This window comes from Secundilactobacillus mixtipabuli, assembly GCF_002217925.1.
Classification (GTDB): domain Bacteria; phylum Bacillota; class Bacilli; order Lactobacillales; family Lactobacillaceae; genus Secundilactobacillus; species Secundilactobacillus mixtipabuli.
In genome coordinates, this window is sequence record NZ_BCMF01000007.1 from 39,057 (window position 1) to 56,105 (window position 17,049).

Annotated in this window: 17 protein-coding genes; 7 read left to right on the plus strand and 10 right to left on the minus strand. The window is 41.8% G+C overall.

Translation table 11 applies throughout. The annotated features are described in order from the left end of the window. The first annotated feature begins 16 nt into the window (after window positions 1-16). Together IWT5_RS07855 and xerS are read left to right on the plus strand one after the other, a co-directional pair. On the plus strand, window positions 17-1,984 hold the full coding sequence (locus IWT5_RS07855) for a glycosyltransferase-like membrane protein (RefSeq protein ID WP_089109414.1): 1,968 nt from the start codon (window positions 17-19) through the stop codon (window positions 1,982-1,984). A gap of 64 nt (window positions 1,985-2,048) precedes the next feature. Next, window positions 2,049-3,161: a tyrosine recombinase XerS gene (gene xerS, locus IWT5_RS07860; protein ID WP_089109415.1), complete on the plus strand. Its 1,113-nt coding sequence runs from the start codon at window positions 2,049-2,051 to the stop codon at window positions 3,159-3,161. Window positions 3,162-3,270: 109 nt separating this feature from the next. On the opposite strand, the gene IWT5_RS07865 is transcribed toward xerS, so the two are convergent. Further along, the gene (locus IWT5_RS07865; RefSeq protein WP_089109416.1) at window positions 3,271-3,894 is read right to left on the minus strand and encodes a helix-turn-helix domain-containing protein; all 624 of its coding nucleotides are present in this window, start codon (window positions 3,892-3,894) and stop codon (window positions 3,271-3,273) included. 306 nt (window positions 3,895-4,200) lie between these two features. Between IWT5_RS07865 and IWT5_RS07875 the strand changes: the two genes are divergently transcribed. After that, the gene (locus IWT5_RS07875; RefSeq protein WP_089109417.1) at window positions 4,201-4,485 is read left to right on the plus strand and encodes a helix-turn-helix domain-containing protein; all 285 of its coding nucleotides are present in this window, start codon (window positions 4,201-4,203) and stop codon (window positions 4,483-4,485) included. A 601-nt stretch (window positions 4,486-5,086) separates the two neighbouring features. Here the strand turns inward: IWT5_RS07875 and IWT5_RS07880 are convergent. Continuing rightward, the gene (locus IWT5_RS07880; RefSeq protein WP_089109418.1) at window positions 5,087-6,025 is read right to left on the minus strand and encodes an NADP-dependent oxidoreductase; all 939 of its coding nucleotides are present in this window, start codon (window positions 6,023-6,025) and stop codon (window positions 5,087-5,089) included. A gap of 150 nt (window positions 6,026-6,175) precedes the next feature. Between IWT5_RS07880 and IWT5_RS07885 the strand changes: the two genes are divergently transcribed. Beyond that, a complete protein-coding gene (locus IWT5_RS07885; RefSeq protein WP_089109419.1) occupies window positions 6,176-6,508 on the plus strand; it encodes a winged helix-turn-helix transcriptional regulator in 333 nt (110 codons plus the stop codon). Between the two features lie 112 nt (window positions 6,509-6,620). Here IWT5_RS07885 and IWT5_RS07890 read toward each other — a convergent pair whose 3' ends face one another. From IWT5_RS07890 to IWT5_RS07900, 3 genes are all read right to left on the minus strand, one after another. Continuing rightward, window positions 6,621-7,868, minus strand: coding sequence for an IS256 family transposase (locus IWT5_RS07890; protein WP_143443090.1), 1,248 nt, complete (start codon window positions 7,866-7,868; stop codon window positions 6,621-6,623). A gap of 116 nt (window positions 7,869-7,984) precedes the next feature. After that, window positions 7,985-8,203 (minus strand): helix-turn-helix domain-containing protein, encoded by a 219-nt coding sequence (locus IWT5_RS07895; protein WP_089109420.1) that lies wholly within the window; start codon window positions 8,201-8,203, stop codon window positions 7,985-7,987. Between the two features lie 18 nt (window positions 8,204-8,221). Continuing rightward, on the minus strand, window positions 8,222-8,794 hold the full coding sequence (locus IWT5_RS07900) for a DUF2975 domain-containing protein (protein WP_089109421.1): 573 nt from the start codon (window positions 8,792-8,794) through the stop codon (window positions 8,222-8,224). A 351-nt stretch (window positions 8,795-9,145) separates the two neighbouring features. On the opposite strand from IWT5_RS07900, the gene IWT5_RS07905 reads away from it, so the two are divergent. Both IWT5_RS07905 and IWT5_RS07910 read left to right on the plus strand, forming a co-directional pair. Next, window positions 9,146-10,072, plus strand: a complete 927-nt coding sequence (locus tag IWT5_RS07905; protein WP_089109422.1) for an ABC transporter ATP-binding protein — start codon at window positions 9,146-9,148, stop codon at window positions 10,070-10,072. Further along, on the plus strand, window positions 10,065-10,841 hold the full coding sequence (locus IWT5_RS07910) for a DUF2705 family protein (protein ID WP_089109423.1): 777 nt from the start codon (window positions 10,065-10,067) through the stop codon (window positions 10,839-10,841). The genes IWT5_RS07905 and IWT5_RS07910 overlap by 8 nt, the downstream gene beginning before the upstream one ends. Window positions 10,842-10,866: 25 nt before the next feature. Here IWT5_RS07910 and IWT5_RS07915 read toward each other — a convergent pair whose 3' ends face one another. Together IWT5_RS07915 and IWT5_RS07920 are read right to left on the minus strand one after the other, a co-directional pair. After that, on the minus strand, window positions 10,867-11,778 hold the full coding sequence (locus IWT5_RS07915; RefSeq protein WP_089109424.1) for a sensor histidine kinase: 912 nt from the start codon (window positions 11,776-11,778) through the stop codon (window positions 10,867-10,869). Next, on the minus strand, window positions 11,775-12,446 hold the full coding sequence (locus tag IWT5_RS07920) for a response regulator transcription factor (RefSeq protein ID WP_089109425.1): 672 nt from the start codon (window positions 12,444-12,446) through the stop codon (window positions 11,775-11,777). The genes IWT5_RS07915 and IWT5_RS07920 overlap by 4 nt, the downstream gene beginning before the upstream one ends. Window positions 12,447-12,705: 259 nt before the next feature. Between IWT5_RS07920 and IWT5_RS07925 the strand changes: the two genes are divergently transcribed. Next, window positions 12,706-13,227 (plus strand): helix-turn-helix transcriptional regulator, encoded by a 522-nt coding sequence (locus tag IWT5_RS07925; RefSeq protein ID WP_089109426.1) that lies wholly within the window; start codon window positions 12,706-12,708, stop codon window positions 13,225-13,227. 86 nt (window positions 13,228-13,313) lie between these two features. Here the strand turns inward: IWT5_RS07925 and IWT5_RS07930 are convergent, their stop codons facing one another. The 3 genes from IWT5_RS07930 to IWT5_RS07940 form a co-directional block, all read right to left on the minus strand. After that, entirely contained in the window at window positions 13,314-14,414 is a 1,101-nt protein-coding gene (locus IWT5_RS07930) for an NADH-dependent flavin oxidoreductase (protein ID WP_089109427.1), read from the minus strand. Between the two features lie 17 nt (window positions 14,415-14,431). Next, window positions 14,432-15,157, minus strand: a complete 726-nt coding sequence (locus IWT5_RS07935) for an SDR family NAD(P)-dependent oxidoreductase (protein WP_089109428.1) — start codon at window positions 15,155-15,157, stop codon at window positions 14,432-14,434. Between the two features lie 110 nt (window positions 15,158-15,267). Further along, window positions 15,268-16,962, minus strand: coding sequence for an oleate hydratase (locus tag IWT5_RS07940; RefSeq protein WP_089109429.1), 1,695 nt, complete (start codon window positions 16,960-16,962; stop codon window positions 15,268-15,270). Window positions 16,963-17,049 lie beyond the last annotated feature (87 nt).

Below are 17,049 nucleotides of genomic sequence, written 5' to 3' on the forward strand. Positions count from 1 at the left end.
TCAATAGGAGCTTTTTATGCGAATCAAGAAAATAAGTATTACGTCAATTCTAGCTTTAATCTTAGCTTTTGCGATGCTGATTGGAATGGTTTCAAATCTCTTGATCCCGTTCAACTTTAAAGCCACATGCTTGGTTTTGATTGGTTGCGCGCTCGCGTGGTATCTTAAACCCATTTTTGTTAAACTGCTGCATCCGCTTTCCGAAGCCACGATGACTAAGATCATTAGCGTGATTTTAATCTTGATTTTAATCATTCAGTTATTGGTCATTCAGTACTTGCCGGCATCCGTTTACCACGATCCATTTCGGGTGCTTGTTCAAGCTGAACAGCTTAGCCGCGGCAATTTTAACTGGAATGATTCTTTATATTTCTGGCGTTTTCCGAACAATGTTTCGCTGACGGTACTGCTGAGTTACTGGCTTAAATTTACGCATCTATTTCACTTGGATACCTATTGGGGCGTGCATTTATTATCGCTAATATTATTAGACACCTTTATCTTTGCTATTATTCGCTCCGTTCGGCGTTTAAGCCATCAGCATAGTGCAGCCCTATTACCAGCTCTGTTCTTCCTATTCAGTCCGTTCGCGTATACCTATTATCTACAGGTCTTTTATTCCGACCTGCCTACGCTGCTGAGCTTAGCAGTGGTTTTCAACGTCATCATTGGCTGGCAGTCCTTTAGCCGTTTGAAGAAGGGCATTACGGGAATTGGCGTTGTCCTTTCCGTGCTCATCGGTGAAGTGGTCAAACCGAACCTGATCGTGTTGCTGGTGGCGGTTCTCCTCGTCAGTATCTGGCTCTTGTTCAAAGACCGTCAGCGGTTAATGAAAATTAAGACACCGCTGTTACTGATCGTATTGGGCTTTATCTTAGCCGTGCCAACTTCTGCAGGCTTGAAAGCTGCTAGTCACTTCAAAAATAACAATCAGTATGCTTTCCCCACCGCCCACTGGATCTGGATGAGTTATAATCCGAAAGGTGCTGGTAAGTATGAATTTAGTGATGTTCAGACTCTGAGTTCGATTCAGGGTAAAGCGGCTAAACAGGCCTATCTGAAACAGGCCTTACCACAACGATTAGAAAAATTAGGTCTGGGAGGAATCGTTGCCCGCTGGTTTGAAAAGGCTGGCATTTTACTGAACGTTTCCTTTATGCCTAATTCCTACACCGGTGGCTACATTGCCGCTCCATGTTTATATCAAAAATTTGAAGCCAAGCTCTCGGCGCTGGGAATGGTTATGATGCGCATTGGTTTTGCGTTGCTCTACGCGGAAACCTTTTTCCGTTGTCTCCGGTTATGGCGGCGACGTGCGCATGCGACGGATGACCCCAGAATCATGTTAACGATTCTGACTGCCCTGGGCTACCTGGCCTTTCACACCCTATTATGGGAAACCGAAAGCCGCTATGGTCAGGTGATGATCCCGTTGCTGGGGATTCTCTGTTCCGTGCCTAGTCTGGCACTGGATTCTGAAAGACGGGTCAGGTTCCGGACGTCCCAACAAGGCTGGGTGACACTCAGCGTCATTGTGGCAGCCCTGATCGGTTATTTGACGGCGCCTACCGCCCTGTATAGTAATCAGGGCTATTATGTGGCGCAACAGCAAAGCCAACTCTCTTTGCAGTTTAATGCCAAAGAAACTAAAGTTCACCCGTACAGCTCGTTAAGTCAAGTTGTTAAATTGAACCGCCCAGCAAAGCATTTCGCGGTATCACTGGCTCCGGCCGCTGAATTTAGCGGGACATTGATTAATGAACAGACGCATCAGCATTACGAACTCTACCGGACCTTTAAATCACTAACGCTGAAGCGGACCTTACCAGCGGGTAAATACCGGATTCAGCTGCAAAATGACCTGCAACGTTCCCAATCAGTGTTGATCACCAAGACAATCGCTTATCGGCTGGCACCATACCCACTAGAGATCAATCAGCACGACTATCCTTACTGGTCCTTTGTTTATACCTTTTCACGATGATTATTTAAGTGATCCATGGTACAATTAGAACACGTGTTCTTAACTTGAAAGGAGGCTGATTGTTTTGGATCATTCCGCCTACGTTGCTCATAACGAGGCGCTGGTTAAGCAATTGCCAGAGTTCGTTGGCGATTACTATTTAGCAAAGTCATCCGTTCCATTGTCACCAGCAACCCTTTATCAATATTTAAATGAATTTAAACGTTTCTTTGAATGGCTGATCATCTCAGGAATATCCCCGGCAACCGCTGTTAGCCAAGTCGGTCTTCGGGAGCTTGAAAATCTGAAGAAACAAGATGTTGAACTTTATAAGTCTTACCTATTGAACCGCGGTAAACAGACTGCACAGCATCCGCAGGGCGCCCTATCCCACAGGACGGTTAACCGGTCACTGAATGCCCTATCTGCTTTATTTCGCTTTTTAACCGCGGAGTCGGAGAATAGTGACGGTGAGCCCTATTTCTACCGTAACGTGATGAAGAAAGTTTCATTGGTACAGGACAGCGAAACCTATGCTACCCGTGCTAGTCATATTAAGGATCAGCTTATGTTAGGCGATCAGGACAAGGCTTATTTGAATTTCATTCAAGATGACTATGGGAAGTCATTGGACGCCCGGCGATTGCGCTATTATCAGCGTGATTGTGAACGTGACGTGGCCATCAACGCCCTCATGCTGGGGACGGGCATCCGCGTTTCTGAGCTGACCAATATGGATGTCCGCCATCTCAGCTTGAAAGCTGCCAATGTGACCGTCCGACGTAAAGGCGGGAAATGGGATTCGGTCCCGATTGCACGGTGGGTCTTACCGTATATTGCCAGTTACATCCGCATCCGTCGTCCGCGTTATAAGGCAACTACTGATACGCCTGCCCTATTTTTGACGAAGGGAACGGATGGGCCGCATCGGATTACGTCAGCAACGGTTGAGCTGTTAGTTGCCAAATATTCAACGGCGTTTAACCACGTGCGCATCACACCGCATAAGCTGCGCCATACCTTGGCATCTAAACTGTATTTAGAAACTAAAAATGAACATTTGGTGGCCACGCAGTTAGGGCAAAGTTCTACCTCAGCTACGGGATTGTATACCCATATTATCGATACCCAGCAACGGGATGCGTTGAATCAGTTGCATAAGAATAAACCTGATATTTTAAATAATAAGGATAGGTAAACTAAATAAACAGTTATGACAAAAAAGCAGTTTTCCTGATCACGATGAGGAGAACTGCTTTTTTGGCGTTTCATACACATATGACTTTGTTCAAATTAAATCTAATTGTTTACTTAACTAACCAGAAGCCAAGCAGAGCCAGTCCGCCAGCCCCTATCATGAATAGGAGCATAGTGACAACCAGAGTAACTTGATCTTTTAGTTCGTTGTGGTGGCGCTCATTTTCATCGATAACTTTATTCTTCTCGAAAGCGACAATTTCACTGTAGGTTTTCAGCTGATGCTGTCCTTTCCAGCGCTCTATTTTAATCCCGGCATAGAGTGAAATATTTACCAGTAAAACAGGTAGTACTAAGCCCCACCAGCCCCAAAACTTAATTGACGGTCCAATTGATAATGCGCTTAACCCTAACATTAGAGTCATTAACCAGGCCCACTTGCTGGTTCGTGCGTAGCTTAATTCATGTTTCATCACGGCCACGTCTCCTTTCAGTAAATCATCAAGTGAAACATCAAACAATATACTTAACCGCAGTAGATTTTCTAAATCTGGATAACTGTGCCCCGTTTCCCAGTTAGAAATGGTTTGTCGTGACACATACAATTTTGCAGCAAGTTCATCCTGTGTTAGCCCTAGTCTTTCTCGGTTAAGTTTGATTTGCAGTTGAATGTCCGTTGCCACCACCTCCTGTTCAATCTTAATGTAGCGCATAATTGAGATATTTTCAGCCAAATTCGGTTGTCATTGGGGATTTAGTGGTGTCAAAGTGAGTTGACATCCCTTGGGAGCTTGAAAGTTAGGTATTAAATTTTAGAAAAATCAGATTTTCTCGAAGTTTGTTTGTATGTTGATCTCCGCAGAAAGTAAATATAAAGCAAATAATTTCCCCTGTGATAGCAGATAGGCTATCATATGTTTATGAAAAAAATAGTATTTGATCACAAATGCGCTTACCAAAAAAACGAACAAAACACCGGAAAGTGAAAAAATGATTGCTCGAAATCGGCGCAGCCAGTATTTTAATAAGGAGAATAAGCAATGAGTAAAATTGATGAGTATGTAGCTGAAAGAAGTAAAAACAATCCTGAGTTTGCAAAACTTGTTGAGGAAGAAAATATCAACTTAGAAGTAGCGATTAAAGTACGTGAATTACGTGAAGACATGGGTATGAGTCAACGTGATTTTGCTAGTCTAATTGGTAAACCTCAATCAACCATTGCTAGAATTGAAAATGGGTCAATGAATGCGTCGACTAAACTGTTATCTGAAATCGCTCAGGCAACTAATCAACGATTAACAATTCAATTTAGTCTGGCTCATTAGAAGCAACTAGCAAAAATTTAGCTTATTTTACACAATGTAATGACAAAAGCCAGGTCTCCTTAGGAAGGAAATCTGGCTTTTACTGATTAGTAAAACTTCGCATATGTGAAGCTCTACTATATATGCAGTGGATTGTGAACTCGTTAAAAGAACGACTGTAATAAGGTGGCTTTAACGATTGTTATCCTTGAATCTCTCAGCTTACTTAACTGGACGAGGTGGATTCTGCAAATATCAGGTTGATGGAGTTTGTCAACTAAACTGTGGAACTTAACTAATTAACTTCCACAGTTTAGTTGACAAACTCTTCTCAAAAAAATTTAAGCAATATAATTAATTTCTCCTCCTTTTTTCCATACAAAAAAACCTATCTGTGAGTACGACAAATAGCCCGTACTCACAGATAGGTTTAGCTTGCTTGGCAATGACCATCCTATCCAAGGAATGTTTAATTTAGTTAGATAATAGTATGGAACCGCCACCATGTAAACCCTTACCTTAAAAAATAATTGAATACACGACTCTATAAATGCAAGTGATCAGTCATCTATAGCTACTCACTTGCAAATACACATACTCTTTTAAACAATTTAGAGCTATTTTATTCATCAAATTTGATGATTTTCTTTCCGCGATTCGGACCTTTTTCAAAATCAGTATGCGCCGTTTTAACACCCTCTAATGAAAAAGGATAGATTTTATCCACATGGATTGACAACTTATTATTAGAGTACAAGTCAATGATTGAAGCACGCGTTTCACTACTAGTATCGCCTCTTATAAATTTTGCTTCTACGTTATATTGCTCTGCTTTCTCTTGATCAGGTACAACCGACGGGGACATTAACTTACCGCCAGACTTAATAACACTAAAACTTTTATCCTGTGTGTTTTTATCAACCAGATGTACCACTAAATCAACATCCTTAACCAGCTCTTCAAAATCCTCATTCTGATAATCAATGACTTCATCTGCACCAAGAGATTCTACATATTCTTTATCCCTAGCTCTCGCTGTCGTAATGACATACGCTCCTGCATTTTTTGCAAATTGAATGGCCATACTGCCGACACCGCCAGCTCCTCCGTGTATTAAAACTCTTTGGTTAGCCTTCACTTTTCCCTCAAGAATAACCGCACTCCAAGCAGGAAGAGCAGCAACTAACAAACCACCAAGAGGGATCAAATCTAGCTCTTTTGGCACTTTATCAATTATGGCATTTTCATCTATTACAATATTTTCAGAATAGGTATCTAATGGATTTAAACCGATAACATGGTCTCCCACTTTAAATTTTGTGACATTCTTTCCTACCTGAGTAACGATTCCTGAAAATTCATGACCCAAAGAATGAGGTAACTTTTTTTTACTAAGAACTGTTGCTGGAAAACCATTTTTTCGTATAGCTACATCAACATCATTGACTCCTGTTGCTGCCAGCTTAACTACTAATTGATTTTCCATAATAGTTGGAAGAGCTTCGTATCTCTCAAATAGAACATCTACTGAACCATATTCACGTAAAAGTATTTTTTTCATTAATCACCATTCCTCGCTTATTTGAAATTGAAAGCTAGTTTTTATTGCAATTTCTATTTGTTATAGGTACATTATAGGGTATACGCAAAATGAAACAAGTACGCAAAAAAAATATAGATACTATCAAAAAAGATACTAAGGAGAAACTAGATGAAAATTGAAAATGAAGAAGAAATTATTGCACAATGTCCTATATCACCTGTTCAAAAAATAATTGGTGGGAAATGGAATATGGTTATATTATATTTTCTAAGCCAAGGAGTATTACGTTTTAGCGAATTGCAACGAAAACTTCCAAATGTGACTCAAGCATCATTGACTAAACAGTTACGTCTTTTAGAGGAGTACAAAATAGTTCATAGGGAAGTATACAAACAAGTTCCGCCAAAAGTGGAATATTCATTAACAGAAATAGGAACAAAATTTTCACCAGTGCTTACAGCTTTAGAAGAATGGACAACAAAATATCAAGAAATAGATTAACAAAGAGGGTTTGTCAACTAAACTGTGAAAGTTTTCTAGAGAGTAAACTTTCACAGTATTTTTAAGCAGCTAGGAGTAAACTATTTGAACGTACAGTTAAATAAACCTAGCCTTACGGAAGGTAGATCGCATATTTTTCAATTCTAGAAGTGAAGGTCTCGTTCACCATTAACTGATTGAGCACCATCGCCCAGTTCTGGATATGACCGCCTGCCCACTTCTTGTGTAGCTCTTTTGTACGTAAATAAAGCAATTTAAGGAGTGCATTCTCATTGGGGAACGCTCCTTTTTTAGTGACTTTTCTAAAACTGGAATGGACACTTTCAACGGCATTCGTAGTATACATAATTTTTCGAATCGCACTGCCATAATCAAACAATTGTTCAACATGAGCGAAGTTCCGTTTCCATACATCTATTGCACCAGAATAGTGAGACCACCGATTTTGGAAACTGTCGAAAGCGGTATGTGCTGCATTGAGAGAAGATGCCCCATAAAACTTTTTCATATCTCTGCAGACTTCCTTGTAGTCTTTACTTGGGATGTATCGCAACGCATTTCGAACAAGGTGAACGATACAACGTTGAACGATGACCGATGGAAAGATCGCTTTCGCACCTTCTTCGAGACCAGAGACACCATCCATCGAAATAAAGAAAACATCTTCCACACCACGTGATTTCAATTCATCAAATACTTGCATCCAGCGATTTTTGGATTCCGTTTGGTTGAGCCATACCCCTAAAATTTCTTTGTTTCCTTTAAGGTCATACCCAAGAATCGTGTACACCGCGTATTCTTTGGCTTCGTAGTTTTCGCGTAAAGTAACATACATACAGTCAACAAATAAGAAGGCATAGCACTTAGCTAACGGGCGTGCTTGCCATTCTTCTAATTCCGGAAGTACAGCATCTGTGATATCTGAAATCATTTCATGAGAGATATCAAAACCATAAATATCTTCAATCGTTGCGGCAATATCTCGTTGGCTCATTCCACGAGCATACATCGAAAGAACTTTGTCTTCGATGTCGGAGACATCTCTCTTTCTCTTTGGAATCAATTCAGGATCAAAAGAGGCATCTCGATCTCTAGGAACATCAATATCTACTTCCCCAAAACTTGTTTTAAGCGTTTTATTACCGTAGCCATTTCGTCGATTCTTATGTTCTTTGGGTTCTTTCGAATGAGGGTCATATCCTAAATGATTGTTCAATTCTCCCTGCAGCATTTTCTCAAATAAAGGACCAAACACGTCTTTCAGAGCTTCTTGCATGTCATCTACAGATTCAGGTTGATAAGCGTTTAAAATGGTTTCAGCTAGCTTTTCAGCATCGGGATTTCTTTTCTTTCTAGCCATAATAAAATCACTTCTTAGTTTCATTTTAGAAAAATAAAAACTGTGAAGTAACCACCTGCCTAGGATTAGTGGTTACTTACACAGTTAATATTACACTCTCGGTTGATGTCATTTTCTTAATCGAAATCCTCACTCTCCGGCACATACCGCAGGATATCTCCGGGCTGGCAGTCTAAAACCTGGCAGATCTTCTCCAGGGTACTAAAGCGGATGGCCCTGGCCTTACCAGTTTTTAAGATTGAAATATTCGCCGGTGTAATGCCAACGAGCTTGGCTAGCTTACCCGTTGTGATATTTCGTTTTGCCATCATAACGTTTAATTCTACTCGAATCATTCTTCATTCACATTCCTTTTAGATGGTCAACTCGTTCTCTTGCTTTAATGTTATCGCTTGTCGGTAAATATAATAGATCAAGCCGATAATTACGAGTAGCATCATATCCGATATTAAGTCAGTCCAGTCAATCATAAGGTCGCTATTAATCCGATACAGTTTGTACCGAACTAACGTATTGGCAGATGCCAGCGGAAGATCCGCGACAACACCCAACGTTTGAGCAATCACCAGACGTCTCAACTGTTTCATGATATTGACTGAAAAATAATCCTTTTTGCCTATCGACTCTAAGATTTGAAGCCCAGCCCAAGTGGCAATAATTAAGGCAATCAGCGCAATCGTCAGCCCCACCGCCATTAGAATACCGTAGTTAGCATTTGGAAATTGCTCAATTGCGTGCTGTGAAACTTGTGTGTGATGCAAGACGACCAAATAATCGCTGCTATTAACAATGTTTTGGGCAAAATGGCTGCCAAAACCATTTATCACATAGCCAATTGGTTCTCCCAATGAAAATACTAAGCTAATCAGTATTAGGTACAGAAAAACTGATAATGTACTCGTCCCATATTTTAATGTGCGTGACATGATAATTACCCCTCCATCATTTGATGGTTTTAGAATATCATATCGTTTATCGATAATCAATAATTAAAAAACAATAATATTAAATTGATAAGCAATAATATTAAATTGATAATCAATTATATTATTGCCAATTCAAGTTTAAGCAGGCTACGTGTAGATCCTCTTTGTATCAAAAGGCTAATGAGATGATAGCCGTTATTTTGTGGTAATCTGAATATAATCTGAATGATATTTCAATCGATCAGTCATGCCTCATTTACTAAACCTAACCAGTTAATAAACATTTAAGATTTCAATTAATAATCTATTAACATTAAGCCATTACTCTAAAAGTGTAAGGGGATGATAATCATGGCAGCAATCTTACAGCTACAAAATATTACGAAAACCTTTGGTAAACAGCGTGCCCTAAATCACGTTAATTTAACTATTCAACCCGGTGATATTTACGGCTTAATTGGTAGAAACGGTGCTGGCAAAACGACGATTTTAAAAACGATTGTTCAGTTGCTTTATCCAAATGAAGGGAGCATTACATTGTTCAGTGCAACCTCCGGTAAAGATTACACCAAGCAGTTGAAACGAACCGGCAGCGTGATTGAAACGCCCGTTGCCAATAATCAGTTAACGGCTCGGCAGAATCTGACTTACTACTGCAAAATCAAAGGCATCGTCGATAAAGATGCTATTGATGACGCGCTGAAGTTCGTGGGGCTGACTGATACCGGCAAAAAGAAGTTTAAGGATTTCTCGTTAGGCATGAAGCAAAAATTAGGTTTGGCAATCGCCCTACTCAATAAACCGGACTTTTTAATTCTGGACGAGCCTATTAACGGTTTGGATCCCATTGCCATTGCTGATTTCCGTAAGCTACTGGTAAAACTCAATCAGACTCAAGGCATGACGATTCTCATTTCCAGCCATATTCTAGAAGAACTCTACCAAATGGCGACTCGCTTCGGCATTATTGATCACGGAACGATTATTAAGGAACTCACCAAAGACGAGTTCGATGCTCAAAGCCGCGAGTACATTAAACTGCAAGTTGATCAGCCTAAGCTGGCGGCTACGGTACTTAATAAGATGGGGATTGACGATTTTAAAGTCATCGATCAGCATACGCTTAATATTTATGACTTGTCACTGGACAACGCGGCATTGGTGGAAATGCTTGTGGCTGCCTCAGTCAGTGTCACTACTATCGTCCGTGAGCACATTAATCTTGAAAACTACTTCAAATCAATTGTCTCGGAAAACGAGGTGACCCCTAATGCTTAATATGGCACGAGCTGATATGTATCGTTTATTCCACTCTAAAGGGTTTTACATCACCCAAATTCTGATGATTATTGTGACAACCATTAGTATCCTGACATCAACAATTGGTATTATCGGCGGTGGCTCTGATGCCCTTTCCAATTTTCAGGCAACTAATCAAAGAGTTGTCTGGACCGGCGTCCAATGTGTTAAAGCGATGTCTAGTGAAACGAGTGCACTGATTTACTTTATTTTACCCTTATTTATCATGACGATTGGTTTCGAATTTTCGAGACAGATTTATAAAAATCCGCTCAGCAGTGGCATGACGCGGCTTAACTACTTTATTTCCAAGTACGTTATCTTTCTGCTAATTTCGGCTTGTCAGGTGATTTTCTATTACCTGTTCATCTTTTTAGCTGGCGGATTTAAGAATGGGTTTGGCAAAATTACCGGTCATTTCTTAATCAAATTACTTCAAACCTCAAGTATTCAATTACTAGAACTCAGTGCCATTTTTGCCATCTCAACGTTAGTCATGTACCTCTTCTTTTCAACGATTACTGCTGTGGTGACGACCATCCTTTTCCCGTTGATCATCACAGTTCTGGTACAGATTTTTACCAAGCAGCATTGGCTGAAGTATTTTAGTTTTCAAAATAACGTTGATTCTGCTTACTTTACCCACTACACATCTGGTCAAATGAATCAATTGCTTTTGGTCGGATTTGGGACCATTATTGTTTGTTTAGTATTGGCCTTCTTATCCTTTAGAAAGCGCAACTTGTAAACAGCAAAAAGGATGAAGCCTTGTTTTAGGCCTCATCCTTTTCTGTGTCCGCTAACTTAAACGTCACTTGAATTTGAAATTGCAGATCCTTGGTATTCAGGCTAACCTGACCGCCCTGCATCCGCACGAGTTCCGCGATAATGTACAGCCCTAACCCGGCATTTTGTTCGCGATGAGATAGGTCTTCAGTATAAAAACGATCTAGCAGCCGATCAAAGTTCTTGATGGGCGTCATCAGTTGATTAGTTGCTGTTAGCTGAACGCCTTGATCAATGTGTTTGAGTTCAACGGTCGCTTTTTGATAGCCATGATCCAGAATATTACCCAAAATATTCTGTAAAATTCGGGTGGTCGCTTCTTCATCCAGTTGCCACGTGATGTTCGGCTCAATTTTCAAGTCCGTCATAATTTGTTTCTGCTGCAACGCGTCGTAGTAATTCAAGCAGGTCTGGGTCAGCAGCTTTGACAGGTTTGACGGCTTAGGAGTAATCGTGATTCGATTCTCTAATAGCCGGTTATATAGCAGGAGCAGGTTAAGGTGCTTCGACAACGTCTGCAGATTTTGATTTAACTTACTGACCTGCTGGTGCTCAGTTTCTGCTAGATTTTCATTTGTTAATAACAACTGTGAGTAGCCGCTAGCAACCGTCAACGGTGTCCTCAAATCGTGAGAAATATTATGAATCGCCAGGTCCAACTGTTGTTGTGTTTGAACTGACCGTTGATGGGTGGCTTGCTGCTTGGCAATCATGTGATTGATTTGCTGGGTCAAAGTCACGACCACTGGATTGCGAGTTTTGACTTTCAACTGTTGATTCGTGGTGTGCTGATTAATGAATTTTAACTGGGTGATTAAAGTTCTAAGATCCATCATTATCAGCAAGAAGTAGGTTAAAATGGCAAGCAGAATAACAAAAATAATGGCTAATGGTATCATGCTAACCGCACCCCGATTCCCCAGATAGTTTTGATATAAGAATGGTCTGGATCCAGTTTGGCTAACTTATTGCGCAAATTACTGAGATGAACGTTGATCGTATTTTCATCGCCCATATAAGGTGTTTGCCAGGCCTGCTCATAAAGCTGTTCTCTGGTAAAAATTTGCTGCGGGTTCTTAAACAGCAAGGTTAGAATTACACATTCTTTTTTCTTCAACGGACAACTTACAGCGCCCTTTTTAACCACGAATTCCTGTGGATACAGCGTTAACTGCTGATAAGTGATTGGCTGTTCATCATTTGCATCAGCCCCTGTGTGTCGCAACTGTACCATAATTCGCGCTTTTAACACGTTAATATCAAAGGGCTTCGTCACGTAATCATTAGCCCCAGCCACCAGTAAATCAGCAATGTCTGTGGCATCATCTAATGCCGTCAGCATGATGATTGGCACTTGCGACGTCTGTCGAATAATTTGTAGCACCTCATCCCCGCTTTTACCAGGTAATAATCGGTCTAACAAAATTAATGACACCGGATACTTTTTAAACAGCAGCAGGCCCTCAGTACCTGAATAAGCGCTAATGACTTGGTAATCAGATGACAGCATACTGGTTAAGAGCCCCTGCATGTCATCACTGTCTTCAACGATCAAGATGGTTTTCATGGTAGTCACCTCTACTTCTTAAGGTAAGCTTATGGCTTAAAAGTGATGAAAACAAGTGTGATTTTAACTGATTTAGAAATTCAAAGATTTAAGCTGTGGCACCAGCCGTCTTTCTTCCTCTCGAGTTAAGCATGGTAATACAAGCCACAACAACCGAAATTCCCAATTTGTCGCGGATGCAAGAAACCCTGTCGTGCTGTAACGACCTCTTGCTAGTATACTGAACTTAAACAATTTAATAATAGAGATGAGGATGAGTATGTTAAAAGATAAGTTAAAAGCACGACAACAATCATTAGGTCTGACTCAGCAGCAAGCGGCTGAATTACTAAACGTTACCCGGCAAGCAATTTCAAACTGGGAGAATGGCAATAACTATCCGGACATACCGACCCTCATTAAAATCAGTGATCTCTACCAAATTTCACTGGATACGCTATTAAAGGGGGATCAAGACCTCATGACAAAATTTCAGACGGATTCGCGGGATCTGCACTATTTGAAACAAATTCGGCACCGATTCGGGATTATTGGTTCTTATCTATTTGTTCATTTTGGTCATCATCCCAAATGGGGCAAAGGTAATTTTATCTTTTGGCTGTTTACACTCACAATTGCTGTATACATGAATCTCATGTTGTTTGTTTTGCAGCTTGCAATTAGCTATATTTTTGAACATAATCTGTCTATTAATTATCTCTCTGAAATGTTTATCGCTATTTTGACTCTGGGGTTAAGCCCTGTCTATGGTTGGTGGGCACAGGATTTCTTAAAGAAGTGAGCAATGAAAAAAGCGCCCAAGCAGTCACGTCTGCTTGGGCGCTTGATGTTTTCAAAATTGATTAAGTCGTTCAGCTGGATTGTTGCCTAATATCTTCGCACTAAGAATTGATACAACGGATGCGTAAACGGTGTACATTGAATGGCATCAGCAAATTTACCGGTGATCATATCGTCATCTTGTTTATTTTCTAGCTTTTGAACCCAAGTTGGATCGATCAAGAGCTGCTGACCCACTGCTGCAAATTCAGCATGCTTCAGGAGGTCTGTCACATCTTGCCGGGTTCGCACACCACCAACGCCCACTAGTGGTTTACGGCCGGCGATTCGTTCGTGCAAATAAGTAAGGATCGACTGATCCTGGTATGCCTTAGCTTGAGGTACCCGGTCAAATTTATCCAACGAAACGTGCAGATAATCCAATGGCGTCTGCACAAGCTGGTCAACTAGGTAAAAGGTATCTTCCAACGTAATGCCAGGAGTGGTGAACTCCTCTGGGGAAAACCGGTATCCCACCACAAATGGCCGGTCAGCGTATTGTTTCACTGCTGTGAAGACACTGTCGAGCACTTCTTTAATGAACGTATATCGGCCTGCCCGGTCACCACCGTATTGATCCGTTCGCCGGTTGGATTGCGGTGAGTAGAACTGCTGGATCAGATACAGGTTCGCTCCGTGAATTTCAACGCCATCAAAGCCAGCTTCAATAGCGCGCCTTGTAGCGTTACCAAAGCCGGCAATGGTTTCGTGAATTTCTCCAATGGTCATTTCACGAGGGATGCCGGTCTTGGGTGAGCCATCACTATGTTCTGCAGCTATCGCGCTGGCAGAAACGGGCTGTTTCCCGTTTAACGCGTTCGGATCACTCATCCGTCCGCCATGGAAAATTTGAACGAACGCCTTGGCCCTCTGCGCTTTTATCCCACTTGCTAGCTCAGTTAGTCCAGGTAGATCCGCGTCATGAGCAATACTCAGTTCGCCTGGCCATCCCTTACCTAGATCGGTGACGTTTGCTGCTCCAGTGATCACGGCGCCAACGCCTTTAGCGCGTTGCGCATAGTAATTGATTTCGTCGGTGGTAATCGTCCCATCGTAAAAGCTCTGTAACGTCGTCATGGGTGGCATCATTAAACGGTTCTTAACGGTGACGCCGGATTGAAATGTAAATGAGTCTTGATAAGTTGTCATGTTTCCTCCCACAAAAATTAATGACCCGTAATGACTTTCTTAACCAATTTTAAACCGCCAAATCGCGTGACAATTTTACCCTGATGGTGATGCTTATCGAGGATCAACTTAACCACGGAACCGGCACCATCTTCCACCGAGCGCATGAAGCGGTTATCCATGTGGTTATTCAAGTCGGTGGTGATACCACCTGGAACTACGCCAAAGATTTCTACTGGGATGTGCTGTGACCTGAAACTTTCACCAAACATTTTCGTCATCTGGTTTAAAGCTGATTTACTGGTACAGTACGCGAATGGATGAAAGAATCGGTTACCAGCCGCTGGAATTGTCATGTTAACGATGCGGCCATGATGACGTTCCAAAATCGGGGTAAATGTCTTGATCAGTTCAAAGTTGCCGATAACATTAACATCCAGTGTCGCTTTTAGATCCGCCGTCTTGGTAGCCAGCGGTTCAGCATCCATATCACCGGCAATACCGGCATTATTGACAAGTACCTTTAATTCGGGGTGAACACTAGCAATTTTATCGGCTGCAACGTGAATGGTTGCTAAGTCGTTGAGATCAATTGGCACCCATTCAACTTCTACACCTTGCGCCCGCAATTTCTTAACCGCCGCTAATCCCCGTTCTTTGTTCCGGGCACCTAACAAAATCGTCCAACCCTTTTGGCCGAGCTGGCGGGCAATTTCAAAGCCGATTCCCTTGTTAGCACCCGTGATCAATACTGTTTCTGACATTTAAAGACCTCTTTACTGAAAAATATTTTAATGTATCATCAACAAAATGGCCTGATCACCACTTGTCATTAGAAGTCAGACCATTGGATACTTTTTACGGTTAATGATAACTAAGAGAACAGCTTTTTAGTGGCTTTAGCCAATGTCTTCAAATCCTTATCGTAACGCGGATTATGAACGAGTTTACTCATTGGAATGCCAGCAAAATGATAAGCGGCAATCTCTCCTGAACGAACGGCACTTTGTTCGGTGAAGACCATTTGATAAGGCTGTTCAGCAAACTCACCGGTAAATGCCAAATTGGTACTGTGATTAGGAATCACATTTGGGCGGTCCGTTTTAGCCCGGTTATTAAACAGTGCGGAGGCATATGGCATGTAAACGGGGATGCAGTTGATGATGCTGTCCATGATATCAGCCTTTTTGGTCATAATGTTACCAGGGCCAGGATCAACTTTTGACAGCTGACCAATGAGTTCTTCAGCCATTTCTTTACCCGTCATCTTAATATAGGGTTTATCCACGAATTCACCGTGGCGACGTGGGTATAAGAAGTAACCCCAGATCACTGATTCATTTGGCTTTTGCGTGGTGAAGTGCGGTTGATGATGGACCACAATGGACATGTTGACATCTTTTTGACCCAGATCAGTAATTGGCGTGGTTGATAGAAACGAATTCAGTGCGTTGCCAGGAACCTGAGTGGTGATCCGCGTAATTTCATTTAAGAGCAGGTGATTCTTGGTGGTTAACGTAAAGCTGCTCCATTCGCTGGCGTTCCGATCAGCAAAGAACTTATCTGGATTGCCAAGGTTATAGAAGTGTTCTGTTGCTTTCTTCCAGAGACTTGAAGCAGCACCATAATCCATATTCTCAGCAGCTGGCGTGTTGAAGTCACCCATGGTTGCTGAATCCGTGATCGAGCCATTAGTGAAAATGACGGCGGTCTGTTCATCCACGTCGACGGTTTCTTCTTCACCAGTCTCTGTGTTAGTCATCACCAGGCCAGTGACGGTGATTTCGTCTTGAAGCGGGGTTTCCTTGAAGTGCCAGTCAGTCACTCGGCGATTCAAAACGAAGTTGCAACCTTGATCTTTCAGATAATTAACCAACGGCAACATAATACTTTCGTACTGATTATAGCGGGTCCGGTTGACCCCCACTAAATGTTCAATTTGCGTAAATTCGTAAATCATTTGGTGCATGTAACGGCGTAATTCCTGTGCCGAACTTTGGATTCGAAAGGCAAAGGTGGTTTCCCACATATACCAGAAGTTCGTTTGGAACATGTGCGGATCTTCATTAAAGTAGTCCGCTATTGTCACGTTATCCAACCGCTCCTCTTGATCATCTGGCATTAAAATTAATTTGGTCAACAGTGCACGATCCTTATTATTCAGACCAAGTTTACCACCATCGATGATGCCTTTGCCGCCCTGCATTAACCGGGCTTTATCAAAGGTCCGGTGACGGGCATCAAACTCGCGGGTATCGGCTGCTGCTGTCATGCCGGTTTCGGTGGCCGATGGGATGCGGCCCAGTAAGTCCATCAAGTCCACATAGGTCCGGTAATTAAGCATTCGGCCACCGCGGGCAATATAGCCTTCCTGGTTTTCAGTGGGATGATTTTTGTTCCAATAATCATCCTTGGCATACTTTACCTCATCACCATCATTTGAGCCATGATCATCAATCGAATAAAACGTGATCTGATTACCAGACCAGTGTGCTTCTTGAATCAGATAGACCGCACTTGCCATATTGGCTAAGCCAGCACCAATCATGATTGCTTTCGTTTTCACCATGAGATAGCCTCCTTGAGTTTTATGTCTTATCCTCTTCATTATAAAGCGCTATCAGGAAATACAAAACCTTTCTGTAAAAGAAAAAGG